This is a genomic window from Roseovarius halophilus (ex Wu et al. 2025), assembly GCF_047086965.1.
The window spans coordinates 1-24,265 of sequence record NZ_JBKOTX010000074.1; the positions used below are offsets into that span (position 1 = coordinate 1).

Below are 24,265 nucleotides of genomic sequence, written 5' to 3' on the forward strand. Positions count from 1 at the left end.
GTTCGACACGGAAATTCACGCGGTCAAGGATGACCTTGCGCTGGGTTCCCGTCCAGAAGGACTTGCTGACATTCTCGAATTCGAGCATTCAGGGGCTCCCCGCCGCCAGCAGCGCGGCGGCCCAGCCGGGCTGCATGATCCAGTCATCGTCGCAATAGATCAGCCGGTCGGCCTGCCCGGCAAGGTGCCGTGCCGCGATCAGCGCCTTGCCTGCCGGGCCCGGGTCATCGTCGCAGCGCAGCAGCGTCACGCCCGGCGGCAGGGCGGGCGGCGTGACCGGGCCGGGAAAGCGCCGGTACCGCCGGGGCAGGCAGAGAAAAACCCGGGCCGGCCGCGGCTCCTGCGCCAGCAACCCGTCCAGAACCGGGGCGAGGCGCGCGAAACGCGGCGGGATCGAGGTGAGCGCGATGGCGTACATGCAGTGCGCGTACCCGGAACCGGGCCGCCCCGGCAAGGGCGACCCGGTGAAACGGGGCGGCGTGGCAGGCTCAGCCGGCGATCAGGCCCATCTGTTCCAGCTTCAGGATGACCTGGTGCGCGCAGTTGTCCACGTCGGTGCCCTCGGTTTCGACCCGCAGTTCGGGCGCTTCGGGCACGTCGTAGGGGTCCGAAATACCCGTGAATTCCTTGATCTTTCCTTCGCGGGCGAGCTTGTAGAGCCCCTTGCGGTCGCGGCGTTCGCATTCCTCCAGCGACGTGGCGACATGTACTTCGATGAAGGCGCCGTATTGTTCGATCTCCTCGCGCACGGCGCGGCGGGTGGCGGCGTAGGGCGCGATGGGCGCGCAGAGCGCGATGCCGCCGTTCTTGGTGATCTCGGAGGCGACATAGCCGATGCGGCGGATGTTCAGGTCACGGTGTTCCTTGGAGAAGCCAAGCTCGGAGCTGAGGTTCTTGCGCACGATATCGCCGTCCAGCAGCGTCACCGGGCGGCCGCCCATCTCCATCAGCTTGGTGAGCAGTGCATTGGCGATCGTCGACTTGCCCGAGCCCGAGAAGCCGGTGAAGAACACGGTGAAGCCCTGCTGGCTGCGCGGCGGGTACCGGTGGCGCAGCTCGGCCACGACCTCGGGGAAGGAGAACCAGTCGGGCACCTCCAGCCCCTCGCGCAGCCGGCGGCGCAGTTCGGTGCCCGAGATGTTCAGCACCGTGACATTGTCGCGGTCCTCGATCTCGTCGTTGGGTTCGTACTGGGCGCGTTCCTGCACGTAGACCATGTGTTTGAAATCGACCATCTCGATCCCGATATCCGCCTGATGCGTGCGGAACAGCTCCTGCGCGTCGTAGGGGCCGTAGAAATCGTCGCCGGCCGAGTTCTTGCCCGGCCCGGCATGGTCGCGCCCGACGATCATGTGCGTGCAGCCGTGGTTGCGCCGGATCAGCCCGTGCCACACGGCCTCGCGCGGGCCGGCCATGCGCATGGCAAGGTTCAGCAGGCTCATCGTGGTGGTGGAGCCGGGATACTTGTCCAGCACCGCCTCGTAGCAGCGCACGCGCGTGAAGTGATCGACATCGCCGGGCTTGGTCATGCCCACGACGGGGTGGATGAGCAGGTTGGCCTCGGCCTCCTTGGCGGCGCGGAACGTCAGCTCCTGGTGGGCGCGGTGCAGCGGGTTGCGCGTCTGGAAGGCCACGACCTTGCGCCAGCCCAGCTTGCGGAAATACGCGCGCAGTTCGTTGGGCGTGTCGCGACGGCCGCGGAAATCGTAATGCACGGGGGGCTGGATGCCGGTGACCGGCCCGCCCAGGTAGAGGTTGCCGGCGGTGTTGTGCAGGTATTGCACGGCCGGGTGGGCCTCGTCGTCGGCGCCGAAGACCTTTTCGGCCTCGCGCGCCTTGTCCGGCGTCCAGCGGTCGGTGACTGTCATGGTGGCGAGGATGACGCCCTCCTGGTCGCGCAGCGCGATATCCTGGCCCAGTTCGATCCCCTCGGCGAAGGCCTCGGACACGTCCAGCGTGATCGGCATCGGCCACAGCGTGCCGTCGGCCAGCCGCATGTCCTCGACCACGCCGTTGTAATCATCCTCGGTCAGGAAGCCCTTGAGCGGGTTGAAACCGCCGTTCATCAACAGCTCGAGGTCGCAGATCTGGCGTGGGGTCAGGTCCCAGCTGGTAAGTTCGGCCGCTTCGCCCTTCAGTTTCTGCGCGCTCTCGTAAGAGACGTAGAGTTCGGGGATGGGGGCAAGATTGTTTTGCACGAGTCTGGTCCTATGCTTGAGAGGGTCAAATCCGCTTCGCGTGCCGGTCAGTTCGGCATGAAGCGCGTCGTATTCGGCGAATTTCCGGGCGAGAAAATCGTCGGTGAGGCGCAGCATCTCCGCAGCGCCACGGGAGGTGAGCGCGTAGGCGTAACGCTGGCGCTTGTCGGGGCCGGAACGTTCTCGGATCCTGACGAACCCCGCCTCGGTCGCCTGCCGGAGCAGGGCATTGAGACGGCCCAGCGAAATGTCGAGCGCCGCCGCGAGCGCGCGTTGTGAAGCCTCCGACGACTGGTCCAGCTGCCGCAGAAGGCGGAAGAGGAGGTCCCGGTCGGGAGGGCTTGATTTGATCTCCGGGGCGGTCATGCGACGGCTCAAGTTTGTTCACGAGTGAACATATTCCATCTCGTGCCGGCACGGAAAAGCGGAAAATCCGGAAATTTGTCTGGAGTCGCGGAGTGTTGTAGCCGCGTCACGGGGGCACGGATCACGTCCGGTTGACAGGGCGGTTGTCATGCGGGGGCCTTTCTCGCGCCCCGCCCCCGTCCGCTTGGGTCGTCACGCTGGCCCGCGTATCCGCGCCGGCGGGCAGGGCGGGCGGCGCGCCCGTTTTCATCTTGCCCGAAATACTCCGGGGGAGTCGCCCGGAAGGGCGACGGGGGCAGCGCCCCCTGTCCTGTCGTGATCAGCCTGTGGCGCGGGCCGGTTCGGCGCCCGTGTCCTCCAGCTCCGCGAGGTATTTTTCCGCGTCCAGGGCGGCCATGCAGCCCATGCCGGCGCTGGTCACGGCCTGCCTGTAAATGTGATCGGTCAGGTCGCCCGCGGCGAAAATCCCGGGAACCGAGGTGCGGGTGCTGCCGGGCTCGACCCTGACATAATCGCCGTGATGCATCTCGACCTTGCCCTTCAGGAGTTCGCTGGCCGGTGCGTGTCCGATGGCGATGAAAACGCCCTTGCAGGCGATTTGGGACGTCTCGCCGGTCTTGCTGTGCTTCACGCGGATGCCGGTGACGCCCTTGGGGTCATCGTCGCCCAGTACCTCGTCGAGTTCGTGGAACCACAGGGTTTCCACCTTGGGATGCTTCAGCAGCCGGTTCTGCAGCACTTTCTCGGCGCGCAGTTCGTCACGGCGGTGGATCAGCGTGACCTTGCTGGCGAAATTGGTCAGGAAAAGCGCCTCCTCGACGGCGGTGTTGCCGCCCCCCACCACGACGATTTCCTGCCCGCGGTAGAAAAAGCCGTCGCAGGTGGCGCAGGCCGAGACGCCGAAGCCCTTGAATGCCGCCTCGCTTTCGAGGCCCAGCCACTTGGCGCGCGCGCCGGTGGCCATGATGACCGCGTCGGCGGTGTAGGTCGTGCCACTGTCGCCCTTGGCGACGAAGGGGCGGCTTTCGACATCGAGCTCGGTGATGATGTCACCGACGATGTCGCAGCCCACGGCCTTGGCATGGGCTTCCATCCGCACCATCAGGTCGGGGCCCTGGACCTCGGTGTCGCCGGGCCAGTTCTCGACCTCGGTCGTCGTGGTGAGCTGGCCACCGGGCTCGATCCCCTGGACGAGGACGGGATCCAGCATTGCGCGGCTGGCGTAGACACCGGCCGTGTAACCGGCCGGGCCGGACCCGATGATGAGGCATTTGGTGTGGCGGGACTCCGACATGTGGCACCTTCTGGTAAGCGGACGCGTTGCGGTGCAGATATAGCGGCGGTGCCCGGGGGGCGAAACCCCCGGTTGCCGCCTTTGACATGATATGCGAGAGCCGGAAAGCCGCGTAACGATCTTGCGTCGTTGCGAAACATAATTGCGCATGCCGGCGGCGGTGATATAACAATCGCGAATTCACAGGAGGGCAGGACATGCCGGCAACCCGTCTTGACGAAATCGACCGCAGGATACTGGCCGAACTGCAGGCCGACGGCCGGATGACGAATGTCGAACTGGCCAAACGGGTCGGGATCTCGGCGCCGCCCTGCCTGCGGCGTGTCCGCACGCTGGAGGAGTACGGCTTCATCAGGGGGTATCACGCGGACGTCGATGCGCGCGAGCTGGGATTCGAGGTACAGGTTTTCGCGATGGTCGGCCTGCAGAGCCAGGCCGAGGCAGACCTGAGCGCCTTCGAGGCGCGCTGCCGCGACTGGCCACTTGTCCGCGAATGCCACATGCTCAACGGCGAGGTGGATTTCATCCTCAAATGCGTTGCGCCCGATCTGGGCACGTTCCAGCGGTTCCTGACAGAAGACCTGACCGCGGCGGAAAACGTGGCCAGCGTCAAGACATCTCTGGTCATCCGTGGCGCCAAGGACGAGCCCGGCGTCCCCTTCGACGTGCTGGAGGCGCGGCTGAGCCGCACGGCCTGAGCGTCAGGCGACCTCGAGCCCCTCGGCCGATACCAGTGCCCGTCGCGGATGGGCGAGGCTGCCGAAATCCGTCGGGCCGCGCAGATGCGGGAAAAAGGACAGGAAAAGCGACAGCATGTTGGCGCCCATGTTGCGCTCGAACCCCGGGCCGGGATGGAATGTTTCCATCTCCAGCCCCCCGGCGCTGACCGTCGCGTGGCGTCTCAGGCACATGTGGTAGACGGTGACGGGGCGTGGCGGCAGGATCGGGATGATGTTCATGTCGTCCACCAGGGCCCGCGCCGGGATCAGTTCGCGCGGGTCATCCGGGCCGGGTTGGCGGCCGACCGGACCCGACAATATCCGCGCCCCGGGCCCGGCCATCAGGCCCGACATCGGGCGCCCCATGCCGAACGCGTCCGCCAGGATGCGGGTCATGCGCGTTGTTTCCGGCACCAGGCCGTCGGCGTTGGGCACCAGCGTCATCGAGCCGATCCACAGGATGGACAGGGGGCCGTGTTCCGGTGTCCTCGCCTTCATGCCGGGGCTCAGATCCTCCACCGCGACGGGCCCTTCGGTGGTGTCGATCAGCGTGCCGCGCGCGAAGGCCGAGAACGCGGCCTCGAAGGCGGGCACGGCCGGTCCGATATTTTCCGAAACGCGCGCGCTGCCGTCGTCGCACAGGGAGCTGACCTGATACTTGCGCATCATCAGCGATTTCCGGTCGGGCCGCGGAGGGACCGATGCCCGACCGGAGGAGAGGCTGTTCGAGGCGGGGGTCGATCCCGCCGATTCATTGGCGTAAAAATGCGGGGGCGTCATGCTGCGCTACCTTTTGAAAGTGTCGCAACCGCGTCGGCCCCCACCGACAACGACAGAAGGACGTTACCTTTTACTTCCGATGATCCCACCATTTGCCGAACTGCCTCATTTGCGTCAAGTTTTAGCGGCTTTTGTGTTCGTTACTGGCCCGATCACCGGGTCGGCGACCGGGATTGTCGCAGTCGCGTGAACAGCCTTGCCATGATTGACCCGTTCCACCGCGAATCGGAAGAAAAGGGGACCGCCCCGGTACCGGGACGGCCCGCCAGTGAAACTGGTACTGAAAATCACTCGTTACCGAATGCGAAATTCTTCAGGCCGTCTTGAGAAGTCCTTGGGCCTTGTGCGCCCGCCGCGCCCCGCGCTGGAACGGAAGTTTGGGTTGCTGCTGCTTGCTGGTCTTGATCACTGACTTCATCCAACGCGTTTTCATGTCTCGATCCCCTTTGGTTGTCGCGGCCGTCACGGCCGTTCTGTTCGATCGACTGCCACGGTACTGTGACTTTGGGACCAAGTTTTGACGACCAGCGCGGAGAATGCGGGAAATCCGCCAGCGGGGCAGCGCGGCGCGGGATCGCGACCGATATTTCATGCAAATTTCTGAAAAACGAACACTTTTAACGTCAGGTTGTGCCGCGTCGCGTAACCGCCGCGGCGCCATGTCCGTCAATTGGGGCACTGGCGTGAAAGCGCGGCCTTATCGCGGCCTCATTCACAGGCGGATGACGGAAATGAGCCGCCCGTAATCGGCGTCGCCATCATGCGTGGCGCGGCGGTAGGAATAGAATCGCGCCGCGTCCGCGTAGGTGCAATGTCGCGTCCATTCCGCATGGCCCACCCCGGCGTTGCGCAACCGGTGCAAGCCGTATCCGGGCAGGTCGAAACGATAGCGGTCGCCCGCGCCGTTGGCGAAGAAGCGGCTGTTGGCCGGGTCCTCGGCCACGAAGTCGTCGAGGAACTCGGGGCCCACCTCGTAGGCGGTCTGGCTGATGGTGGGGCCGATCACGGCGGCGATGTCGTCGCGTGCCGCGCCGAGGCTTTCCATCGCGTCGAGCGTGGCATCGAGCACGCCGTCCAGCGCGCCGCGCCAGCCGGCATGGGCCGCCCCGATGACGCCCGCCCGCGCATCCGCGAACAGGACGGGCTGGCAATCGGCGGTCAGCACCGCCAGCGCAAGCCCCTGTGGCGCCCGGAGCCAGCCGCCGGGCGACAAGCCGCGTCGACGCGGCTTGCCCGCTCAGGTGCGCGAGGCGGCGTGGATGCTGTCGATCGAGGCCGCCAGGGTCGCGTCGAACTCCGCGTCGGACTGTTGCGCCGACAGCCCCTCGGCCAGGGCCCGGCTGAAGCTGGCGATCATGCCGTGGTTTTGTTCCAGAAGCGCGTTGGCCGCGTCCCGGGCATGCCCGCCCGAGAGCGCCACGACCCGCATCACCTTGGGATGATCGATCAGCGGCTTGTAGAAGTTCGCCTCGCTGGGCAGCGAGAGTTTCAGCATGACCTCCTGCCCCTCGGGCAGGGCATCGAGGCCGGAGAGGATCTCGGCCATGAGCAGTTTTTCGGCCTCGGGCTTGTCCGGTATCGAGATCGTCACCTCGGGTTCCAGGATCGGCATAAGACCGTGGCGCAGGATCTGCGCGGCCAGCTGGAATTGCTGGGCCACGTTGGCGCGGATGCCCTCGGCATCGGCCGCATCGATGACCGAGCGCATCTTGGTGCCGAAGATGCCGTGGCTGACAGCGCGTTCGCACAGGGTGTCCAGCGACGGGATCGGCTTCATCAGGCGCACGCCGTGGCCGGGCTCCTCCAGCCCCTTGTCGACCTTCAGGAAGGGCACGACATGGCGCTCTTCCCAGAGAAACTGCGCGGTGGGACTGCCGTCGATCTCGCGGTCCATGGTCTGTTCGAAGAGGATCGCGCCGATCACTTTCTTGCCGGTGAAGGCGGGCGATTTGACGATCCGCGCGCGCATCGCGTGGATCATGTCGAACATCTCGTCCTCGCCGGTGTATTCGGTTTCCGCCACCCCGTATTGCGCCAGTGTCTTGGGGGTGGAGCCGCCCGACTGGTCCAGCGCCGCGATGAAGCCTTTGGCGCTGCGCATCTGGTCGGCTTGGGCTTGGTCTTTCATGGTCGGCTCCGTCTTGTCTGCACTCATCAAGGTTCTATGCCGGGGGCAGGCCTCGGGCAATCATGGTCGCGCTAACGGTGTCACGCGCCTTCAAGGGCCGCGACGCCGGGCAGGGTCTTGCCCTCCATCCATTCCAGGAACGCGCCCCCGGCGGTGGAGATATAGCTGAACCCCTCCGCCGCCCCGGCCTTGTTCAGTGCGGCAACGGTATCGCCGCCGCCGGCGACCGAGACCAGCTTGCCCGCCTGCGACAGCTCGGCGGCGCGGGCGGCGGCGGCATTGGTTGCGGCATCGAAGGGCGCGATCTCGAAGGCGCCCAGCGGGCCGTTCCAGACCAGCGTTTTCGCCCCCTCCAGCGCGGCGATGACGGCCTTTACGGCCTCGGGCCCGGCATCCAGGATCATGGCATCCGCCGGGCAGGCCGCGGCAGGCACGACCTCATGCGGGGCACCGGCCTTGAAGTCCCGCGCGACCACCACGTCGGACGGCAGCAGGATGGTGCAGCCGCCGGCCTCGGCCCGGGTCATGATCTCGCGCGCGGTCTCGGCCAGGTCGTGTTCACAGAGCGATTTGCCCACGTCCAGGCCCTTGGCCGCAAGAAAGGTATTGGCCATGCCGCCCCCGATCACCAGCGTGTCCACCCGCCCGATCAGGTTGCCCAGCAGGTCGAGCTTGGTCGAGACCTTGGCCCCGCCCACCACGGCCACAACCGGCCGGTCAGGGTGGCCAAGCGCCTTTTCCAGCGCGCTCAGCTCGGCCTCCATCAGGCGGCCCGCGCAGCTGGGCAGGTGGTGCGCGACGCCCTCGGTGCTGGCATGCGCGCGGTGTGCCGCCGAGAAGGCATCGTTGCAATAGACATCGCCCAGACCGGCGAGAAACCGCGCCATTTCCGGGGCATTGTCCGTCTCTTGCGGGGTGAAGCGGGTGTTTTCCAGCAGAATCACCCCTTGGATTGCGTCGATCGTGGTGCGGTCGGGGCGTTCGAGGAAGGTCACGTCGCGGCCCAGCACATCCTGCAGGGCGGGCTGGACCAGCCGCAGCGACATCGCCGGGTCGGGCTGGCCCTTGGGCCGTCCGAAATGCGCCATCAGCACGGGCTGGCCGCCCCGGGCGAGGATATCGTCAACGGTGGGCTTGATGCGTTCGATCCGGGTGGCGTCCGTCACCCGCCCCTCCTCGACGGGCACGTTGATGTCCACCCGGGTCAGCACGGTCTTGCCGTCCAGCTCCATGTCGTCGAGGGTCTTCCAGCGCATTCCGTCCCTTTCCCGATTGTCCTGTGTTGGTCCAGTGTCTGTGCTTTTCCTCCCCGCAGGTCAAGCGCGCGCTTGGCAAGGACCGGGGGGCGGCATAGGTTGCGCCCGACAGAGAGCCAAGGAGACCGGCATGGCCGATATCAAGGACCCCGAAAACACCATCCTCATCGCGCTGGAGGGCGGCACAGTCACCGTCGAGCTTCTGCCCGATGTGGCCCCGAAACACTGCGACCGCATGAAAGAGCTGGCCCGGGCGGGCGCCTATGACGGGGTGATCTTCCACCGGGTGATCGACGGCTTCATGGCCCAGACCGGCGATGTGCAGTTCGGCAACACGACCGAGGGTTTCAACCCGTCGCGCGCGGGCACCGGCGGGTCGGACAAGCCCGACCTGCCGGCGGAGTTCTCCAAGCTGCCGCACGACCGGGGCACCATCGGCGCGGCGCGCGCGGCCAATCCCAATTCGGCCAATTCGCAGTTCTTCATCAGCTTCAAGGACAACCACTTCCTCAACGGTCAATACACCGTCTATGGCCGGGTGATCGAGGGGATGGACCTGGTCGATGCCATCACCCGGGGCGAGCCGCCCCAGGACCCCGACAGGATGATCAGCGTGAAGGTGGCCGCCGATGCGTAAGCTTGCCCTGATCCTCGCCCTGATGGGCAGCCCCGCCGCCGCCACGGGCCTGGAAATCAACGTCGCGGGCCAGGCTGACGGCACCATCGCCATCGACCTGTTCGAGGACACCGCCCCGGCCCATGCCCAGCGGATCACCACGCTGGCCGGGCAGGGCGCCTATGACGGTGTCGTCTTTCACCGCGTGATCGACGGCTTCATGGCCCAGACCGGCGACGTGCAATTCGGCGACCGCACGGCCGAGGATTTCGACATGCGCCGGGCCGGGACGGGCGGCTCGGACCTGGGCAATCTCGCGGCCGAGTTCTCGGAGGCGTTGACCTTTGATCGTGGCATGGTCGGCATGGCCCGCTCTGCCGATCCCGACAGTGCCGACAGCCAGTTCTTCATCATGTTCGCCCCGGCCCCGCATCTGGACGGGCAATACACCATCGTCGGCGAGGTGACATCGGGCATGGATGTCGTGGACGCCATCAAGCGCGGCGAGGGCGGCAATGGCGCCGTGATCGGCGAACCCGACTGGATGGCCGAGGTCCGCGTCACCGACTGACGCGCGGTCACGTTCCGGTCAGGGGGGCTGGGCCGCGCGGCCCGGCCCGGGCAGGATGGGCGCAGGAGGACCTGCCCCATGCGCCCTATCATGCTTGCCCTGACCGTGACCCTTTTCGCCGGTGCCGCTTTCGCCAACACGCAAGCCTGGGCGCGGGAATGGCCCGATACGGATTTCCAGACCACGACCATCGACGACTGGTCCGAGATCATCTCGGGCGGGCCGCCCCGGGACGGCATCCCGGCGCTGAGCGATCCCGAGTTCCGGCCCGCGTCCGAGGAAGACCGCATCGACGGGCGCGAGCCGGTCATCACCGTCGAGATCGCGGGCGCGACCCCGCGCGCCTACCCGATCCGCTATCTGACCTGGCACGAGATCGTCAACGACGTGGTCGGTGGTGTGCCGATCGCCGTCACCTTCTGCCCGCTGTGCAATTCCGGCATCACCTTCGACCGGCGTGTCGAGGGGCGGGTTCTGGACTTCGGCGTCTCGGGCAAGCTGCGCCACTCGGACATGATCATGTACGACCGCCAAACCGAAAGCTGGTGGCAACAGGCCATCGGCGCGGCCGTGGTGGGCGAGCTGACCGGCACCGAGCTGGAGCGCCTGCCCACCTGGATGGAAAGCTGGGACGCCTTCACCGCCCGCAACCCCGAGGGCCTCGTCATGCAAGAGCCGGCCCATCCGCGCGACTACGGCCGCAACCCTTACGTCAAATACGACAGTGCCCAGCGGCCATTTCTGTATCGTGGGGAAAATCCGCCACATGATATTCCGCCGCTGGCCCGCGTCGTCGCGATAGACGGCCAGGCCTGGCCGCTGACGCGCCTGGCCAAGGAGGGCCGGATCGCGGAGGCGGGCTATGTGCTGTCCTGGTCGGCGGGGCAGGCCTCGGCGCTGGACACCGCCCGGATCGCGGACGCCCGCGACGTGGGCACCGTGCGGGTGCGCGACGGGCAGGGCGCGGACGTGGCCCATGACGTGATGTTCGCCTTTGCCTTTCATGCCTTCTGGCCCGAGGGCGACTGGATGCTGGCCGAGTGACGGCCCGCCGGCGGGCGCTCAGGTGCCGCAGAATGTCCGCGTGACACGTTCATTCGGCGCGGGCGGTGCGCTGAATTCGGCCCCGGCCTCGGAAAAGGGGTTGGTCACAACCGCCAGCATCTCGTCGAAGGGGGCGAAATCGCCGGCCACCGCCGCGGCGATCACCGCTTCGATGCGGTGTAGGCGCGGGATGACCCTCGGGTTGGATCGCGCCATCAGGTCGAGGTCCGGCCCGCGCGCTTGCCAGTCCCGGGCCCAATCCTCCATCCCCGCGGGCACCTTTGGCAGGGCCGCGAATGTATTGGTGAAATCCAGGCCCTGCCGGGCGAGGTGCGTCATGAAGGCCTCGATCAGCGGGCGGTCGTCCGGCGTGGCCTCGGCCAGTCCGAACTTGGCACCGAAATGGCGCAGCCAGGCCGCCTCGTAGAGCGCCGGAAAGGCCTTGATCGCCTCGGTCAGGTCTTCGACCGCCCTGTCCTCGTCGCCCATGATCGGCACCAGTGCGCTGGCGAACTGCGCGATGTTCCAATGGGCGATGGGCGGCTGGTTGGAATAGGCATAGCGCCTCTGTCGGTCGATCGAGGACAGCACCGTGTCGGGGTGATAGGCATCCATGAAGGCGCAGGGGCCATAGTCGATCGTCTCGCCCGACAGCGCCATGTTGTCGGTGTTCATCACCCCGTGGATAAAGCCGATGGACATCCAGCGCGCCACGAGATCGGCCTGCACCTCCATCACCCCCTGGAGCAGGCCCATGGGGCCCTCGGCCTGCGGAAAATGCCGGGCGAGGGTGTAATCGGTCAGCCGTTGCAGCGCGTCGCGGTCGGCCCGGGCGGCAAAGACCTGAAAGGTGCCCACGCGGATATGGCTGGCGGCCACGCGGGTCAGGATGGCGCCGGGCATCGGCCCATCCTCGCGCAGCACCTGTTCGCCCGTGGTCACCGCCGCCAGCGCCCGCGTGGTGGGCACGCCGAGCGCCGCCATGGCCTCGGACATCAGGTATTCGCGGATCACCGGGCCGACCCAGGCGCGCCCGTCGCCCATGCGCGAATAGGGGGTCGGCCCCGAGCCCTTGAGCTGGATGTCGACGCGGCCCGCCTCTGTCGCCACCTCGCCCAGCAGCAGCGCCCGGCCATCGCCCAGCTGCGGCGAGAAGCCACCGAACTGGTGGCCCGCGTAGACCTGGGCCAGCGGCGCGGCGCCCGGCGGCGTCGCGTTGCCGGAAAAGACCTGCGCCAGTGCGCTGTGGTCCGCGCCGTCGGCAATGCCCAGCGATTGGGCCAGCGGTGCGTTGAAGGCGAACAGCGCGGGCGCGCGCACGGGCGTTGCCCCCTGCCGGGTGTAGAACCGCTCGGGCAGGGTGGCATAGGTGTTGTCGAAGGGAATCTGCACGCCCATGCCCCCGAGATAGGACCATGACACGCCGGGGAAAAGCCCCCACAGGCCGATTGCTTGCCTTCTGACGGACCCGTCTTAGGTCAAACTGCGACGTGATGTAACAGGAGTGCCGCAATGACTGCATCGAGCCGAACCCGGATGGCGCTGCGCGACCGCCCCGAATACGCCAGCAAGCCCAAGCCGCTGACCTTTCCGGCCGACACCAAGGTAAGCGATGCCGTGGCCGAGATGGCGCACAGGAGCTACGGTTCGGTCGTGGTGGTGGACGCCGACAACAAGGTCACGGGCATCGTGACCGAACGCGATATCATGAAGAAGATCGTGAACGGGGGGCTGGACCCGGCCAAGACACCGCTATCCGAGATCATGACATCCGAGCCGCGCGTGGCCCGCGACACCGACGACGTCGTCGACTGGCTGCGGATCATGTCCAACGAACGGTTCCGCCGCCTGCCGGTGGTGGACGAGGACGGGCGGATCAAGGCCATCTTCACCCAGGGCGATTTCGTCAGCTACACATGGCCGGATCTGGTCTATCAGGCTCGACAGATGGCCAAGGCCAGCGTGCTCAAGAACTGGCACATCTGGCTGATCGGCGGCGGCATCGCGCTCTATTCCATCATCATGGTGCTTGTGGTGGCCACGGCCACCTGAGCGGGGCCTGCCCGGCCCGGCTCACAAGGAGCGCGTCATTCGGGCATGGCCCTCACGCGGGGTGAAGCCGGCGCGCACAAAGAACCGGTGCCCCGCTTCGTCCCCGGGCAGGACCTCCAGTTGCAGCCGGGTCACGCCCGCGCCGCGCAGCGCGCCCGAGAGATCGGTGAGCGCCTGGCTTGCCAGACCGCGGCCGCGCACGGCGGGGCGGACGTACAGCGCATCGAGACAGGCGTCGATGCCGCCGGTCTCGATGGACCAGCCGAAACTGACCACGGCACAGCCCACCGGCGCCCGGCGCGGGCCGAGCAACCAGACCGCCCCCAGGGGCGTGCCCTCCAGCAGGGGCCGCACCGCGCGGGCACGGTGGGCGTCGTCAAGCTCCAGCCTGCATTCGCCGTGAAAGGCCGCGACAAGCGGCATCAGCCTGGCCGCGTCCTCGGGGCCGCAAAGATGAAGCTGGGTCACGCCGATCCTCCGGTCGGGCCGGGCGGGGGCCCGCTGCGTGGGCGCAGCGGGGCGCGATCCGTCGACGGATCGCCCGCGCCGCTCACAGCGTCGCGATCCGGTCGGTCAGCAGCGCGAAGAACCGGTCGGCTTCCACGTCGCCGATGAAATGCGCGTTGGGCGCACGGTCCGTCACGCGCCACCAGTCGGCCACGGTCATGCCGCGGGTCAGGGGGCTTCGGGTTTCGATCTCGACGTTGATGCGGCGCCCCGAGAACATGCCCGGGTCCAGCAGCCAGGCAATGGTGCAGGGGTCGTGCAGCGGCGCGCCCTCTTGCCCGTATTTCTCCTTGTCGAAACGTTCGAAGAAGTCCGTCCAGGCGGCGACGGCATCGCCCACCGGCGTGCCCATCTCGCGAAACCCCGCGATATGGGCGGGCGTGGTCAGCGCCTTGTGGGTCACGTCCAGCGGCATGACCACCAGCGGCACGCCCGATGCGAAGACGATCGCGGCCGCCTCGGGGTCCACGTAGATGTTGAATTCGGCGGCCGGGGTGATGTTGCCCACCTCGAAATAGGCCCCGCCCATGAGCACGATCTCCTGCACCCGCTCGACGATATCGGGCGCGCGCCGAAAGGCCGTGGCGATATTGGTCAGCGGCCCGATGGGGCAGAGCGTGACCGTGCCCGGCGGTTCCCTGCGCAGGGTCTCGATCAGGAAATCCACCGCGTGGGCCTCCTGCAGGGGCGTGACGGGATCGGGCAGGTCGGGGCCGTCGAGGCCCGTCTTGCCGTGGACATGTTCGGCGGTGACAAGGGAATGGGCCAAGGGCCGGTCGCAGCCCGCGAAGACCGGCACATCGGGCCGCCCGGCCAGGTCGCAGACCTTGCGTGCATTGGTCTGGGTCAGGTCCAGCGGGACATTGCCGGCCACCGCCGTCAGTCCCAGAAGCTCCAGCTCGGGTGAGGCGAGGGCCAGCAGGATGGCCACGGCATCGTCCTGGCCGGGGTCGGTGTCGATGATGATCTTGCGTGGGGCTTGCGTCATGCGGCCCTTGTCGCCCCGGTGCCGCCGCAGCGCAAGGGCCGATCAGGCCCGCCCCAGCCGGTACAGCCGGTCATGGAGGGCATCGGCGGCCGAGTGGCCCACGTCCAGCGCGAAGACCCAGGCATGGGTCAGGTAGAAACAGGCCGCGCCCAGGTCGTTGGCGCCGTTTGCCGCCTCTTCATAGAGCGCGACAAGGGCTGTGCGGTCGTCGCGGGCATGGGCGTCGAGCAGGCGGCGGGCGAGATCAGCCATGGGTCTGCATCCTTGCGGCGACCCAGTCGTGGAAACAGTGCGTGGGGCTGTCCATGGCCGGGCTGAAGCGGCCGCCGTCGAAGCCCGGTGCGTTGCGGCCCCGCTGCATGCCCTCGCAAACGCCGATGTCCTCTTCGAAGACCGTCTTCCAGAGCGTGGCGTTCTTGGCGCGCATCCCCTCGTCTGTCCTGGGGGTGGCATAGAAGAGGTGGACATGCTCGCGCGTGCGGTCGTGGGCCATCGGATCCAGCAGGATCGCGAAGGCATGATCGCGCTGCACGCCCAGCAGAACATTGGGATAGAGGGCCACGTATTCGCCGCCCTCGTCCCACTTGTCCGACAGGCCCTCGAAATCGGGAAAGACCTCCTCGTTGACGCCGCGCAACTGGCGATAGACCAGCGTGCCCTGGCCGGAGTAGTGCCCCGGGGCCTCGATGTTGTAATGGTCTTCGAGCCGGGAATAGCTGTTCAGGCCCGGGTGGACCCAGGGCAGGTGATAGCTCTCGCAGTAGTTCTCGACCGCGAGCTTCCAGTTGGTCTGCACCTCCAGCACGAAGGTGCTGTCGGCCCCGCCGTGATAGAGCGGCTTGTCGTGCTCGACCCAGCGGGCGATCAGGTCGGCGTGGACCTCCTCGAAGGGCGGTGCGCTGCCGTCGACGTTGATGAAGACCACCTCGCGCCAGATGTGGCTGGGCACCTCGATCAGGCCCAGCGAATCCTTGTCGATGGCCGCGTGCGTGTTGTGGCCCGGCCCGCCCACATGGGGGGTCGAGACCAACCGCCCGGCGGTGGAATAGCACCAGGAATGATAGGGGCAGCGGATCGCGCCCTCGATCTTGCGCGGCTCGGGCACCAGGATCATGCCGCGGTGACGGCAGATGTTCTGGAACACCCGCACGTCGCCCTGCTTGTCGCGGATCAGCAGCAGCGGCATGCCCAGAAACTCCATTGGCACCGCGTCACCCGGTTCGGGCACATCGGCGGTCACGGCGAGCCCGGCCCAGGTGGCCATGAGCAGGGCCTCGGCCTCGGTCCGGAACATCCCGGGGTCGGTGTAATGGGCGTTGGGCAGACCATTGGCGCTGGCGACCGGGCGGCGCACCGCCGCCAGCGCGTCGAGCTCGGTATCCTTGGGCATCGGGCGCACTCCTGTCGTCTGGGTGCGTCATCCTACCGCGCCGCCGGGGCGCGTGCCGCCATCGCAGCGACATACGGTTTTCTCACCGCGACATGGGCGACGGATTTCCGCCGGACAGGGGGTGGCCGGAGCCTGTTGCGCGCCGCGGGCCAACGCGGGCCGTTACTGTGCGCCGCGGGCCAGCGCGGCGACGCCCGTGCGCGCCATTTCCACCAGGCCGATGGGGCGCATCAGATCGGCGAAGGCGTCGATCTTCTCGGGCGTGCCGGTGATCTCGAAGACAAAGCTTTCCAGGGTGCTGTCCACCACGCTGGCGCGAAAGACATCCGCCAGGCGCAGTGCCTCGACCCGGTCCTCGCCCTTGCCAGCGACCTTGAACAGGGCCAGTTCCCGCTCGACGCTGCGGCCCTCGACCGTCAGGTCGTGGACCTCGTGAACGGGCACGATCCGGCCCAGCTGGGCGGTGATCTGGTTGATCACCTGCGGGGTGCCGGTGGTCACGATGGTGATGCGCGACAGGTGGCCGGTATGGTCCACCTCGGCGACGGTCAGGCTCTCGATGTTGTAGCCCCGCCCCGAGAACAGCCCGATGACCCGGGCCAGCACGCCCGGCTCGTTTTCCACCAGAACGGCCAGGGTGTGGCGTTCCTCGGTGTCCGAAAAGGTGGGCCGCAGGTTATAGGCGGAGTGGCTCGTGGAGCCCTTCTTGATGTTGAGCGCGGACATGTTCGTTCCTGTCTTTCCTGTCGCGGGGCCAAAATTCCAGAATCTTGGCGGCTTTCCGAAAATTCTGGAATTTTCGGGTCAGACCAGCACCGATCCCTTCGCGTCGATCACGCCCTGGGTCTCGGCCTCGCCCAGCAGCATCTCGTTGTGGGCCTTGCCAGAGGGGATCATGGGGAAGCAGTTCTCGTGCTTCTCGACCAGGCAGTCGAAGATCACCGGGCCGTCGTGGTTCAGCATCTCCATGATCGCATCGTCCAGGTCGGCCGGATCGCTGCACAGGATTCCCTTGGCGCCGAAGGCCTCGGCCAGTTTCACGAAATCGGGCAGGGCCTCGGACCAGCTCGAGGAATAGCGCTCGCCGTGCAGCAGTTCCTGCCACTGGCGCACCATGCCCAGACGCTCGTTGTTGAGGATGAACTGCTTGACCGGCAGGCGGTATTGCACCGCCGTCCCCAGTTCCTGCATGTTCATCAGCCAACTGGCCTCGCCCGCCACATTGATGACCAGCGCCTCGGGGTGGCCCATCTGCACGCCGATGGAGGCCGGAAAGCCGTAACCCATGGTGCCCAGGCCGCCGGAGGTCATCCAGTGGTTGGGATCATCAAAGCCCATGTACTGCGCCGCCCACATCTGGTGCTGGCCGACCTCGGTGCAGATGAACCTGTCCTTGCGGTCCTTGGTCAGCGCCTCCAGCCGTTCCAGCGCGTATTGCGGGCGGATGGTCTTGCCCTCTTGCGTGTAGGCCAGGCAGTTGACCTTCCGCCACTCGCCGAGCTGCGCCCACCAGGCGTCCAGCCCCGCGCGGTCGGTCTTGCGGCCGCGGGATTTCCAGACCTTGAGCACATCCTCCAGCACATGGCCCACATCGCCTACGATGGCGATATCCGTGCGGATCACCTTGTTGATCGACGAGGGGTCGATGTCGATATGGACCTTCTTGGAATTGGGGCTGAAGGCGTCGATGCGTCCGGTAATCCGGTCATCAAAGCGCGCGCCGATATTGATCATCAGGTCGCAGTCGTGCATCGCCATGTTGGACTCGTAGAGCCCGTGCATCCCCAGCATCCCCAGCCAGCTGTCACCCGAGGCGGGGTAGGCGCCCAGGCCCATCAGCGTCGAGGTGATGGGAAAGCCCGTGGCATCGACCAACTCGCGCAGCAGCTGGCTGGCCGCCGGGCCGGAATTGATGACGCCGCCGCCGGTGTAGAAGATCGGCTTCTTCGCCTTCTCGATCGCCGCGACAAGGTCGGTGATGCCCTCGATGTCGCCCTTGACCTGCGGGTTGTAGTGCGAGGCCATGGCGCGCGGTGCCGTATAGTCGGCACTGGCGAACTGCACGTCCTTGGGAATATCGACCAGCACCGGCCCGGGGCGGCCGCTGGCGGCGACGTGAAAGGCCTCGTGGATGGTGTTCGACAGTTTCGCGGTGTCCTTGACCAGCCAGTTGTGCTTGGTGCAGGGGCGGGTCATGCCCACGGTATCGGCTTCCTGGAAGGCGTCCGACCCGATCATGAAGGTCGGCACCTGCCCCGAGAACACCACCAGCGGGATCGAATCCATCAGCGCGTCGGTCAGGCCCGTCACCGCGTTGGTGGCCCCGGGGCCGGATGTCACCAGGGCGACCCCGACCTTGCCGGTCGCGCGGGCATAGCCCTCGGCGGCGTGGATGGCGCCCTGTTCATGGCGCACGAGGACATGCTTGATCGAATTCTGCTGGAAGACCTCGTCATAGATGGGAAGGACGGCGCCGCCGGGGTAGCCGAATACCGTGTCCACACCCTGATCGATCAGGGCCTGAACCACCATTTTCGCGCCGGTCATCTGTGCTGACATCGTCTTATCCTCATCTCGTGACGTCTCTGCAGTGGGCATAAAAAAGCCCCCGGTGGGATCTCCGAGGGCGCATGGGTTACCAGTATGGCAAAACCGTTACCGGCCCATGCGCATCACCCCTACAAGTACCAGGTTCTCGATCATTCCCAGTGGCTTTCCATTTTGCGTTTGGGCAGTTTGCACGGGTGCGTCCGGGCGTCAACCGCGAATCCGGAGAAAGTGTCGCGCCGGCTCGGGTTTTTGGAATTATCTTTCAGATTATGCCTGCCAAAAAGGCCCGGGATGCGCCGGGCGGTCTTCCGGGGCGGGCCCTATCGCGTGATCCGCGCGGCCCGGCCGCCGCGCCGCACGCGCAGCAGGTCGGCCCGGCCGGGCAGGTCTGCCATTATGGCGCGGCGGGCCTCGGGGCTCAGGCGCGACCAGGTGGCGATCTCGTCAAGGCTGCGGTGGCAGCCGGTGCAGATGCGGGCCTCGGGGTGGACCACGCAGACCTGGATGCAGGGGCTCTCGACCTCGTCCCACCTCCGGACGCCCGCCTTGTCTTCCGGTTTCCTCATCCCGCCGCCCCGATGTTGCGCATGCGATCCAGCATGCCTTGCAGGATAACACCGGCGGCGACGTGGTCGATCACCTCGGCGCGACGTTTTCGTGTCGTATCCGCCTCGAGCAAGGCGCGTTCGGCGGCCACGGTCGACAGGCGTTCATCCCAGAAGGTGATGGGCAGCTCGGTCAGCCGCGACAGGTTGCGTGCGAAGGCCCGGGTGGATTGCGCGCGCGGCCCTTCCGAGCCGTCCATGTTGCGCGGCAGCCCCAGCACCAGCCCGCCGACCTCGCGCCGGGCCACCAGCGCCAGCAGCGCCTCGGCATCGAGGGTGAACTTGCGCCGCTTGAGCGTTTGCGTGGGCGTGGCCACCCTGTGCAGCCGGTCCGAGATGGCCACGCCGATGGTCTTGGTGCCCAGATCCAGCCCCGCCAGCGGCACCATGGGCGGCAGGGCGGCGGCAAAGGCCTCGGGGGTGTCGAGGATCATTCGGCGACGCCGGCGGCGCGGGCAGCCTCGCGGATGCTGTCCACCGCCTCGGGCGAGGCGGCGAAGACCTGCTGCGCCTCGGACCAGATGGCCGCGGCGCGCTTGGTGTCGCCCATCACGCCAAGGGCCTGGATCAATTGCGCCCAGTCGGCGGGCGGACCACCTTCTTCGGCCAGCCGTGCCGACAGGCCCGAGACCATGTTACCGATCATCGCGGCGCGGTCCTCTTCAGACATGTCCTGTGCCGCTTCCATGTCGGCCGCCGAGGGGCCGCGGGTCTCTGGCTCGGGCAGGCTGTAGTCCACGCCCGCGCGGCGCGCCACGGCCTCGACCTGGTTGGCGGCCATGGTGTAATGCAGGCTGTCCGGCGCGCCGGTCTCGATCACCCGGCGCAAGAAGTTGAAGGCCCGGTCGGGCCGGTCGGTCTGGGAATAGAGGAGTCCGGCGTAATAGAGCGCGGCCACGTTGCCCTCGTCGCGCTGCAACAGGCGCACGGCGATGGTCTCGGCCTCGGGCGAGACGACACCGTTGGCGGCGCTGACAAGGTAGTCCAGCAGTTCGGCGTAATCCTCTGTTTCGGCCGCGTCACCCAGGGCGGCGATGTTGCGTTCCTTGGCGCGGGCGGCGGCCTGGAAATGCCCGATCGAGCGCGCGTCGATCGCCATGGCCTGCCACAGGTCGGCCCGGGCCTCGCGTCCGGTTGCAAAGGCGTTGATCTGGGCCTGCAAGTCTGGGTTGACCCCGCCGTCGTCGCTGATGAACCGGTACAAGGCCAGCCGGTAGCGGTCGCTTTCCGAGGCCGCGTCGCCCCGGAGTGCGACCACCCGCGATTGCGCTTCGGCGGCGGCGTCGAAGTTCAGCAGACGCCCCTCGTTGTCGGCCAGCAACTGCCAGCCGTTCAGATCGTCGGGGCGAGTGGGCACGATCTCGCGCAGCCGCTCGATCATGTCGCGCACATCGTCATTGACCTGCGGGGTCGCGGCGATCTTGTCGGTGACGCGCGCCTCGGCCTCGCTCTGGCTGGGCCGGTTGCGGCGCATCTCTTCGGCGAGCGCCAGGCGCTCGGCCCGGGGCAGGTCACCGTAGCCGGGCACGCCAAGCTGCACATAGCCCCAGAGTGCGGCCCCCGCGACGGCCAGCATTGTCACCACCGCCAGGGCGATGTTCAGCCGCCGGGGCGCCTCGCGCTGCGGCGCGGCCTCGGTGCCGGCCCGGTCCGCGGCCAGCAGGCGGCGGGCAATCTCGGTGCGGGTGCGTTCGGCCTCTTCGGCGTTGAGGACACCGCGCGCCAGGTCGCGGTCGACCTCGGCCAGCTGCGACTTGTAGATGTCCACATCACTGGCTTCGGCCGTGCCCTCTTCGGTGTCCCCGGCGCGGCGGGCACGGACTAGCGGGGCCACGAGGGCGGCGACGGTCAGGCCCACCAGGGCGGCGGCTGTGACCCAGAATATCCAGATGTTCTCTTGCATGGTGGCCCCCGTTTAGCCCGAGACCCGCACGGGCGAAAGACCCCGCGACCGCCCCGATTGCGGCAAATTGGCCGCTGGGATGGCTGTTGTCGGAAACGCGCCGCCAAATGCCGCCCGGAGTCTCCTTCGGCGCCGGGCCATGCGTCACAAAAAGGGCCGAGGACGTTCCCACGTGAAAGTGAGCCCATGAGACGCTTTTCCGCCTTTGCCATCGCCCGCGAGGCCATGCGCCAGCACAGCGGCTGGTCCCGGCACTGGCGCTCGCCGACGCCGAAAAAGCACTACGACGCCATCATCATCGGCGCCGGGGGCCATGGGCTGGCCACGGCCTATTTTCTGGGCCGCGAACATGGCATCACCAATGTCGCCGTCCTTGAAAAGGGCTGGCTGGGCGGCGGCAACACCGGCCGCAACACGACGATCATCCGCTCGAACTACCTGCAGGACCCCTCGGCGGCGATCTACGAGAAGTCGCGCAGCCTTTACGAGACCATGAGCCAGGACCTGAACTACAACGTGATGTACAGCCCGCGCGGCGTCATCATGCTGGCCCAGACCGAGCACGAGGTCCGCGGCTACCTGCGCACGGCCCACGCCAACGGCCTGCAGGGGGTGCAAACGGAATTCATCAGCCCCGAGCGGGTCAAGGAACTGGTGCCGATCATCAACCTGGATGGCCCGCGCTACCCGGTCCTCGGCGGCCTTTGGCAGGCGCGGGCCGGCACCGCGCGCCACGATGCCGTGGCCTGGGGCTATGCCCGTGCCTGTTCCGACATGGGCATGGACATCATCCAGAAATGCGAGGTCACCGGGATCACCCGCGCCGGCGACAAGGTGACGGGCGTGCAGACCACCAAGGGCGATATCGGCTGTTCGAAGCTGGGCATCGTCGTGGCCGGGCACTCGGGCGTGCTGGCCGAGAAGGCGGGCTTCCGCCTGCCGATCGAGAGCGTGTCATTGCAGGCGCTGGTCAGCGAGCCGATCAAGCCCTGCATGGACGTGGTCGTCATGGCCAACACGGTGCATGGCTACATGTCGCAGTCCGACAAGGGCGAGATGGTGATCGGCGGCGGCACCGACGGCTACATCAACTACACCCAGCGCGGCGCCTTCCACCATGCCGAGGAAACCGTGCGCGCGCTGGTCGAGACCTTCCCGATGATTTCGCGCCTCAAGATGCTGCGGCAATGGGGCGGCATCGTGGATGTCACCGGCGACCGCTCGCCGATCCTGTCGAAAACGCCGGTCGAGGGCATCTTTGTAAACTGCGGCTGGGGCACCGGCGGGTTCAAGGCCACGCCCGGGTCGGGTTTTGCCATGGCCGAGCTGATGGCCAAGGGCCGCTCGCCCCTGACCGACGCGTTCAGCATGTGGCGCTACCGCGAGGGCAAGTTCATTGATGAATCGGTGGCCGCGGGGGTGGCGCATTGACGGGCGCGGTTCGCCTGTCCATCGGCGATGCACGCATCGCCGATCGCGCCCGACCCGCCGCCCAGGGCGGGCGCGATATCATCGCCCGCGCCCCCGGGCCGGGCGCGGGGGCCCCGACCAATCGGCCCGTGACTGCGAAAGGGAAAATGGCATGATGATGCTCACCTGCCCCAACTGCGGCGTCACCGCCGAGGAAACCGAGTTTCACGGCGGTGGCGAGGCGCACCTCACGCGCCACGGTCCCGGCTCGTCCGATGACGATTTCGAGGGCTACCTCTTCCTGCGCAAGAACCCCCGCGGCGTGCATTTCGAACGCTGGCGGCACGCCCACGGCTGCGGCAAGTGGTTCCACGCCGCCCGCGACACCGCCACGCTTGAGGTCTTCGGCACCTATTCCGCCCAGACCACCGAGCCGCCGCAAGAGATCAAGGAGGCCGTCAGCGCCAAGCGCCCCGGCTGGTCCTGGAGGGACTTCAAGTGAGCACACGTCTGGCAACGGGTGGCCGGCTGATCGACCGGTCGCAAAAGCAGCATTTCACCTTCGACGGCAAGCAGATGACGGGCTTTGCCGGGGATACCCTGGCCGCCGGGCTTCTGGCCAATGACCAGATGCTGGTGGGCCGGTCCTTCAAGTATCACCGTCCGCGCGGCGTCGTGGCCTCGGGCGCCGAGGAACCCAATGCGCTGGTCAACCTTGGCGAGGGCAACCGGTTTGAGCCGAACCAGCGCGCCACGACCACCGAGCTTTTCGAGGGGCTGCGCGCCGCCTCGCAGAACCACTTTCCCAGCCTGGAGTTCGACATCGGGGCGGTGAACACCGCGCTGGCGCGATTCCTGCCCGCGGGCTTCTACTACAAGATGTTCATCCACCCGCGTCCGCTGTGGAAACACGTCTACGAGCCCTTCATCCGCCGCTCGGCGGGGCTGGGAAAGGCGCCCGACGCCGAGACGCGCGACGCGGATACCTACGAACATTTCTACGCCTTCGTGGATGTGCTGGTGGTGGGCGGCGGCGTGGCCGGCCTGTCGGCGGCGCTGGTCGCGGGGCGCGCCGGGGCCAGGGTGCTGCTGGTGGAACAGACCGCCCATTGGGGCGGCCGCGCGCCGGTGGACGGGGCCGAGATCGACGGCAAGCCGGCCGACGACTGGATTAAAGACGCCCTGCAAGAGCTTGCGGGCATGGAGAATGTCGAGGTCCGTACCCGCCTGATGGGCGCCGGGGTCTACGACCACGGCTATGTGCTGGCCTACGAACGCCTGACCGACCATGCCCCCGATCTGGACGGCCCGCGCCACCGCCTGTGGCGGATCCGGGCGGCGCAGCTTGTCACAGCCACGGGCGCCATCGAACGGCCGCTGTCCTTTGCGGGCAACGACCTGCCCGGTGTCATGCTGGCCAGCGCGGTGCGCGACTACGTGGTCAATCATGCGGTCAGCCCCGGCGACCGTACCGTTGTCGTGACCAACAATGACGACGCCTACCGGACGGCTTTCGCCCTCAGGGCTGCCGGCCTTGAGGTGCCTGCCATCGTGGATGCCCGCCCCGAGGCCGGGGCCATGGCCAAGCGGGCCGAGGCCGAGGGGATCAGGGTGCTGACCGGCACGGGCATCGCATCGGTCAAGGGCGGCAAGCGTGTCGCGGGCGTGGCCCTCTGCGCCCAGGCGGGCGAGGGCGCCGTGCTGGACGAGATCGCCTGCGAGGCGGTGGCCATGTCCGGTGGCTGGTCGCCCGTGGTCCACCTGTGGTCGCACTGCGGCGGCAAGCTGATCTGGGACGAGGCGCAGGCCCATTTCCGCCCCGATCCCGACCGCGCCCCCACCGGCGCGCAGGGCGAGGTGGTCGTGCGCGCCGCCGGGGCCGCCGATG

Annotated in this window: 24 protein-coding genes and 2 pseudogenes; 8 read left to right on the forward strand and 18 right to left on the reverse strand. The window is 67.4% G+C overall.

Annotated elements, in window-relative coordinates; translation table 11 throughout:
- From ACH107_RS15575 to trxB, 4 genes and pseudogenes are all read right to left on the reverse strand, one after another.
- Positions 1–88: pseudogene (locus tag ACH107_RS15575) on the reverse strand (ABC transporter); the annotation flags it as partial.
- On the reverse strand, positions 89–418 hold the full coding sequence (locus ACH107_RS15580; protein ID WP_412506615.1) for a hypothetical protein: 330 nt from the start codon (positions 416–418) through the stop codon (positions 89–91).
- 70 nt (positions 419–488) lie between these two features.
- Positions 489–2,564, reverse strand: coding sequence for a bifunctional sulfate adenylyltransferase/adenylylsulfate kinase (locus ACH107_RS15585; RefSeq protein ID WP_412506616.1), 2,076 nt, complete (start codon positions 2,562–2,564; stop codon positions 489–491).
- 319 nt (positions 2,565–2,883) lie between these two features.
- A complete protein-coding gene (gene trxB / locus ACH107_RS15590) occupies positions 2,884–3,858 on the reverse strand; it encodes a thioredoxin-disulfide reductase (protein ID WP_412506617.1) in 975 nt (324 codons plus the stop codon).
- A gap of 197 nt (positions 3,859–4,055) precedes the next feature.
- Here trxB and ACH107_RS15595 point away from each other — a divergent pair, with 197 nt between their 5' ends.
- Positions 4,056–4,556, forward strand: a complete 501-nt coding sequence (locus tag ACH107_RS15595) for an Lrp/AsnC family transcriptional regulator (protein WP_412506618.1) — start codon at positions 4,056–4,058, stop codon at positions 4,554–4,556.
- A 3-nt stretch (positions 4,557–4,559) separates the two neighbouring features.
- Here the strand turns inward: ACH107_RS15595 and ACH107_RS15600 are convergent, their stop codons facing one another.
- The 4 genes and pseudogenes from ACH107_RS15600 to ACH107_RS15615 form a co-directional block, all read right to left on the reverse strand.
- On the reverse strand, positions 4,560–5,246 hold the full coding sequence (locus tag ACH107_RS15600) for a Hint domain-containing protein (protein ID WP_412506619.1): 687 nt from the start codon (positions 5,244–5,246) through the stop codon (positions 4,560–4,562).
- An 823-nt stretch (positions 5,247–6,069) separates the two neighbouring features.
- Positions 6,070–6,540 (reverse strand): annotated as a pseudogene (gene pgeF / locus ACH107_RS15605) (peptidoglycan editing factor PgeF); the annotation flags it as partial.
- 54 nt (positions 6,541–6,594) lie between these two features.
- Positions 6,595–7,485: a fructose bisphosphate aldolase gene (locus tag ACH107_RS15610; protein ID WP_412506620.1), complete on the reverse strand. Its 891-nt coding sequence runs from the start codon at positions 7,483–7,485 to the stop codon at positions 6,595–6,597.
- An 80-nt stretch (positions 7,486–7,565) separates the two neighbouring features.
- Complete coding sequence (locus ACH107_RS15615) at positions 7,566–8,741, reverse strand: phosphoglycerate kinase (RefSeq protein WP_412506621.1); 1,176 nt, start codon at positions 8,739–8,741, stop codon at positions 7,566–7,568.
- Positions 8,742–8,871: 130 nt separating this feature from the next.
- On the opposite strand from ACH107_RS15615, the gene ACH107_RS15620 reads away from it, so the two are divergent.
- The 3 genes from ACH107_RS15620 (at position 8,872) to ACH107_RS15630 (ending at position 10,972) form a co-directional block, all read left to right on the forward strand.
- Positions 8,872–9,378 (forward strand): peptidylprolyl isomerase, encoded by a 507-nt coding sequence (locus ACH107_RS15620; RefSeq protein WP_310691524.1) that lies wholly within the window; start codon positions 8,872–8,874, stop codon positions 9,376–9,378.
- The gene (locus tag ACH107_RS15625; RefSeq protein ID WP_310691523.1) at positions 9,371–9,928 is read left to right on the forward strand and encodes a peptidylprolyl isomerase; all 558 of its coding nucleotides are present in this window, start codon (positions 9,371–9,373) and stop codon (positions 9,926–9,928) included. The genes ACH107_RS15620 and ACH107_RS15625 overlap by 8 nt, the downstream gene beginning before the upstream one ends.
- A 78-nt stretch (positions 9,929–10,006) precedes the next feature.
- Positions 10,007–10,972 (forward strand): DUF3179 domain-containing protein, encoded by a 966-nt coding sequence (locus ACH107_RS15630; protein WP_412506622.1) that lies wholly within the window; start codon positions 10,007–10,009, stop codon positions 10,970–10,972.
- 18 nt (positions 10,973–10,990) lie between these two features.
- On the opposite strand, the gene ACH107_RS15635 is transcribed toward ACH107_RS15630, so the two are convergent.
- Positions 10,991–12,370 (reverse strand): protein adenylyltransferase SelO, encoded by a 1,380-nt coding sequence (locus ACH107_RS15635; protein WP_412506631.1) that lies wholly within the window; start codon positions 12,368–12,370, stop codon positions 10,991–10,993.
- Positions 12,371–12,484: 114 nt separating this feature from the next.
- Here ACH107_RS15635 and ACH107_RS15640 point away from each other — a divergent pair, with 114 nt between their 5' ends.
- Positions 12,485–13,024 (forward strand): CBS domain-containing protein, encoded by a 540-nt coding sequence (locus tag ACH107_RS15640; protein ID WP_310691520.1) that lies wholly within the window; start codon positions 12,485–12,487, stop codon positions 13,022–13,024.
- Between the two features lie 21 nt (positions 13,025–13,045).
- Here the strand turns inward: ACH107_RS15640 and ACH107_RS15645 are convergent, their stop codons facing one another.
- The 9 genes from ACH107_RS15645 to ccmI all read right to left on the reverse strand — a co-directional run bounded on the left by ACH107_RS15645 (position 13,046) and on the right by ccmI (position 20,967).
- Positions 13,046–13,492 carry a GNAT family N-acetyltransferase gene (locus tag ACH107_RS15645; protein ID WP_412506623.1) on the reverse strand — a complete coding sequence of 149 codons (447 nt, stop codon included), beginning with the start codon at positions 13,490–13,492 and terminating at the stop codon, positions 13,046–13,048.
- 82 nt (positions 13,493–13,574) lie between these two features.
- The gene (locus tag ACH107_RS15650) at positions 13,575–14,519 is read right to left on the reverse strand and encodes a nucleoside hydrolase (RefSeq protein WP_310691518.1); all 945 of its coding nucleotides are present in this window, start codon (positions 14,517–14,519) and stop codon (positions 13,575–13,577) included.
- A 42-nt stretch (positions 14,520–14,561) separates the two neighbouring features.
- The gene (locus ACH107_RS15655) at positions 14,562–14,771 is read right to left on the reverse strand and encodes a hypothetical protein (protein WP_310691517.1); all 210 of its coding nucleotides are present in this window, start codon (positions 14,769–14,771) and stop codon (positions 14,562–14,564) included.
- Complete coding sequence (locus tag ACH107_RS15660) at positions 14,764–15,909, reverse strand: aromatic ring-hydroxylating oxygenase subunit alpha (RefSeq protein ID WP_412506624.1); 1,146 nt, start codon at positions 15,907–15,909, stop codon at positions 14,764–14,766. Before ACH107_RS15660 ends, ACH107_RS15655 begins: the two co-directional genes overlap by 8 nt.
- A gap of 162 nt (positions 15,910–16,071) precedes the next feature.
- The gene (ilvN, locus tag ACH107_RS15665; protein WP_310691515.1) at positions 16,072–16,635 is read right to left on the reverse strand and encodes an acetolactate synthase small subunit; all 564 of its coding nucleotides are present in this window, start codon (positions 16,633–16,635) and stop codon (positions 16,072–16,074) included.
- A 78-nt stretch (positions 16,636–16,713) separates the two neighbouring features.
- Entirely contained in the window at positions 16,714–18,468 is a 1,755-nt protein-coding gene (locus ACH107_RS15670) for an acetolactate synthase 3 large subunit (protein ID WP_412506625.1), read from the reverse strand.
- Positions 18,469–18,779: 311 nt separating this feature from the next.
- Positions 18,780–19,025, reverse strand: a complete 246-nt coding sequence (locus ACH107_RS15675) for a DUF1289 domain-containing protein (protein ID WP_412506626.1) — start codon at positions 19,023–19,025, stop codon at positions 18,780–18,782.
- A complete protein-coding gene (gene ruvX, locus ACH107_RS15680; protein ID WP_310691512.1) occupies positions 19,022–19,498 on the reverse strand; it encodes a Holliday junction resolvase RuvX in 477 nt (158 codons plus the stop codon). The genes ACH107_RS15675 and ruvX overlap by 4 nt, the downstream gene beginning before the upstream one ends.
- Positions 19,495–20,967 carry a c-type cytochrome biogenesis protein CcmI gene (gene ccmI / locus ACH107_RS15685; protein WP_412506627.1) on the reverse strand — a complete coding sequence of 491 codons (1,473 nt, stop codon included), beginning with the start codon at positions 20,965–20,967 and terminating at the stop codon, positions 19,495–19,497. Before ccmI ends, ruvX begins: the two co-directional genes overlap by 4 nt.
- 186 nt (positions 20,968–21,153) lie before the next feature.
- On the opposite strand from ccmI, the gene ACH107_RS15690 reads away from it, so the two are divergent.
- The 3 genes from ACH107_RS15690 to ACH107_RS15700 form a co-directional block, all read left to right on the forward strand.
- Positions 21,154–22,398: a sarcosine oxidase subunit beta family protein gene (locus ACH107_RS15690; RefSeq protein WP_412506628.1), complete on the forward strand. Its 1,245-nt coding sequence runs from the start codon at positions 21,154–21,156 to the stop codon at positions 22,396–22,398.
- A 151-nt stretch (positions 22,399–22,549) separates the two neighbouring features.
- Positions 22,550–22,879, forward strand: coding sequence for a sarcosine oxidase subunit delta (locus ACH107_RS15695; RefSeq protein WP_412506629.1), 330 nt, complete (start codon positions 22,550–22,552; stop codon positions 22,877–22,879).
- Positions 22,876–24,265, forward strand: a 1,390-nt coding sequence (locus ACH107_RS15700) for a 2Fe-2S iron-sulfur cluster-binding protein (RefSeq protein ID WP_412506630.1), incomplete at its 3' end; no start/stop codon positions are given. The genes ACH107_RS15695 and ACH107_RS15700, both read left to right, overlap by 4 nt.

Excerpts from the sequence above, each read along its gene's own strand:
- ACH107_RS15580 (WP_412506615.1), bottom strand. The coding sequence starts at position 418 with ATGTACGCCATCGCGCTCACCTCGATCCCGCCGCGTTTCGCGCGCCTC.
- ACH107_RS15585 (WP_412506616.1), bottom strand. The coding sequence starts at position 2,564 with ATGACCGCCCCGGAGATCAAATCAAGCCCTCCCGACCGGGACCTCCTC.
- trxB (WP_412506617.1), bottom strand. The coding sequence starts at position 3,858 with ATGTCGGAGTCCCGCCACACCAAATGCCTCATCATCGGGTCCGGCCCG.
- ACH107_RS15595 (WP_412506618.1), top strand. The coding sequence starts at position 4,056 with ATGCCGGCAACCCGTCTTGACGAAATCGACCGCAGGATACTGGCCGAA.
- ACH107_RS15600 (WP_412506619.1), bottom strand. The coding sequence starts at position 5,246 with ATGATGCGCAAGTATCAGGTCAGCTCCCTGTGCGACGACGGCAGCGCG.
- ACH107_RS15610 (WP_412506620.1), bottom strand. The coding sequence starts at position 7,485 with ATGAAAGACCAAGCCCAAGCCGACCAGATGCGCAGCGCCAAAGGCTTC.
- ACH107_RS15615 (WP_412506621.1), bottom strand. The coding sequence starts at position 8,741 with ATGCGCTGGAAGACCCTCGACGACATGGAGCTGGACGGCAAGACCGTG.
- ACH107_RS15620 (WP_310691524.1), top strand. The coding sequence starts at position 8,872 with ATGGCCGATATCAAGGACCCCGAAAACACCATCCTCATCGCGCTGGAG.
- ACH107_RS15625 (WP_310691523.1), top strand. The coding sequence starts at position 9,371 with ATGCGTAAGCTTGCCCTGATCCTCGCCCTGATGGGCAGCCCCGCCGCC.
- ACH107_RS15630 (WP_412506622.1), top strand. The coding sequence starts at position 10,007 with ATGCGCCCTATCATGCTTGCCCTGACCGTGACCCTTTTCGCCGGTGCC.
- ACH107_RS15635 (WP_412506631.1), bottom strand. The coding sequence starts at position 12,370 with ATGGGCGTGCAGATTCCCTTCGACAACACCTATGCCACCCTGCCCGAG.
- ACH107_RS15640 (WP_310691520.1), top strand. The coding sequence starts at position 12,485 with ATGACTGCATCGAGCCGAACCCGGATGGCGCTGCGCGACCGCCCCGAA.
- ACH107_RS15650 (WP_310691518.1), bottom strand. The coding sequence starts at position 14,519 with ATGACGCAAGCCCCACGCAAGATCATCATCGACACCGACCCCGGCCAG.
- ACH107_RS15655 (WP_310691517.1), bottom strand. The coding sequence starts at position 14,771 with ATGGCTGATCTCGCCCGCCGCCTGCTCGACGCCCATGCCCGCGACGAC.
- ACH107_RS15660 (WP_412506624.1), bottom strand. The coding sequence starts at position 15,909 with ATGCCCAAGGATACCGAGCTCGACGCGCTGGCGGCGGTGCGCCGCCCG.
- ilvN (WP_310691515.1), bottom strand. The coding sequence starts at position 16,635 with ATGTCCGCGCTCAACATCAAGAAGGGCTCCACGAGCCACTCCGCCTAT.
- ACH107_RS15670 (WP_412506625.1), bottom strand. The coding sequence starts at position 18,468 with ATGTCAGCACAGATGACCGGCGCGAAAATGGTGGTTCAGGCCCTGATC.
- ACH107_RS15675 (WP_412506626.1), bottom strand. The coding sequence starts at position 19,025 with ATGAGGAAACCGGAAGACAAGGCGGGCGTCCGGAGGTGGGACGAGGTC.
- ruvX (WP_310691512.1), bottom strand. The coding sequence starts at position 19,498 with ATGATCCTCGACACCCCCGAGGCCTTTGCCGCCGCCCTGCCGCCCATG.
- ccmI (WP_412506627.1), bottom strand. The coding sequence starts at position 20,967 with ATGCAAGAGAACATCTGGATATTCTGGGTCACAGCCGCCGCCCTGGTG.
- ACH107_RS15690 (WP_412506628.1), top strand. The coding sequence starts at position 21,154 with ATGAGACGCTTTTCCGCCTTTGCCATCGCCCGCGAGGCCATGCGCCAG.
- ACH107_RS15695 (WP_412506629.1), top strand. The coding sequence starts at position 22,550 with ATGATGATGCTCACCTGCCCCAACTGCGGCGTCACCGCCGAGGAAACC.